Here is a 1,530-nt window from a genome sequence, read left to right as displayed (position 1 = left end):
GATTGTGTTGAAGAAGTCGGCCGGGGGAACGCGAGCACATCGCGATTGCGCGTGATTGGGCCTGTTGCTCAGGCCGTTGCCGGGGTAGCCGCGATCAGTTTCGCGAGTTTCCGGAGGTTTTGGGCGGTTGCGGCAAGGAGGAACTCGTCTCTGGCGCCGTTGGGTCCGCGGAGGCGCAGCCGGTCGAGCCGGAGGATGCGTTTGAGATGGGCGAAGAGCATCTCGACCTTCTTTCGTCGTCGGCTGGCATCGACATAGGCGTCCGTGGTGGCGATGCGGCGGGCGGCGTCGCGTGCGGCTTCGTGGACATGGCGTGCGATCTTCCGTCTCGGCTGGTTGGGACAGCAGCGTTCCTTGAGTACACAGGCAGCGCAATCTGCCTGCCTGGCGAAGTACCTTCGGAAGCCGTCCTTGCCGATCCCGTCGCGTGGCCTCTTCATCTGGCGCCAGTACTTCTTCAGAACCTTGCCACCCGGGCAGGCATATTCGTCGCGCTTCGGATCATACTGGAACTCGGCATTGGAGAAGGTGCCGTCGTGGCGCTCGGACTTGTCGATCACTGGGATGTAGGGCTCTATTCCCTGTCCGACGAGCCAGCCCAGCATCTCGCCAGAGCCGTAGGCCGTGTCCGCCGCAAGCCGCTCTGGCGTCAGGCCGAAGCGCTCCCTCGTGCGTGCGATCATCGTCCGCGTGGCGCCGACCTCCGCCGTGCGGATCGACCTGGTGGCCTCCACGTCGAGGATCACGCCGTGGTCCGTGTCGATCAGGTAGTTGTCGGAATAGGCAAAGAAGGCGGGCCCCTTCCTGGCGCCGGTCCACTGACTGGCCGGATCGGCGAAAGAGGTGAACTTCGGATCAACCTCGCTGGCTGCTCCGAAGGCGGCATCGTCGAGCACGTCGAGATACTCGCGCACAGCACGCGGTGCCGCCTGTACATCGATCCTGTCTGGGGCCCAATCCGCCTTGGCTGCCGCATATTGCTTGTTCGCATCCGCCCGAATGAGGCTGGCATCCGAGGCGAAGGTCTCACCGCCGACCAGCCCTTCCACGATACAGCGGGCTACCACGCTCTCGAACAGGTGACGGAAGAGATCGCTGTCCCGGAACCGGCCGTGGCGGTTCTTGGAGAAGGTCGAGTGGTCGGGCACCGGATCGGTCAGATCAAGGCGACAGAACCAGCGATACGCCAGGTTCAGGTGCACCTCCTCGCAGAGCCGCCGCTCCGACCGGATACCGAAGGCATAACCAACGATCAGCATCCGGATCATCAGTTCCGGATCGACCGAGGGCCTGCCTGTCGTGCTGTAGAACGGCGCAAGATGTCGGCGCATGTCACCAAGGTCGACGAACCGGTCCATGGCTCTCAACAGATGATCCGGCGGCACGTGATCCTCGATTGAGAACTCATAAAACAGAGCACCCTGCGCCACCTGCCTTGGCCCCATCATCGCCAGACCTCCCTAATCTCAAGGGAAGTGAATCAGCAGTCAGAGCATCGCTCAAGCAGAGTTTTTCAACACAATCAGCCCA

At 62.5% G+C, this 1,530-nt stretch carries 1 protein-coding gene; it reads right to left on the bottom strand.

Translation table 11 applies throughout. The features are described 5' to 3' along the window. Positions 1 to 68: 68 nt before the first annotated feature. Positions 69 to 1,448: an IS1182 family transposase gene (locus tag AB2B41_RS23230; RefSeq protein WP_367880206.1), complete on the bottom strand. Its 1,380-nt coding sequence runs from the start codon at positions 1,446 to 1,448 to the stop codon at positions 69 to 71. Positions 1,449 to 1,530 lie beyond the last annotated feature (82 nt).

The organism is Sulfitobacter sediminis, from assembly GCF_040811725.1.
Taxonomy (GTDB): domain Bacteria; phylum Pseudomonadota; class Alphaproteobacteria; order Rhodobacterales; family Rhodobacteraceae; genus Sulfitobacter; species Sulfitobacter sediminis.
Note: the sequence above shows the minus strand (reverse complement) of the source record. Positions and strands in the feature narration are given on the sequence as shown.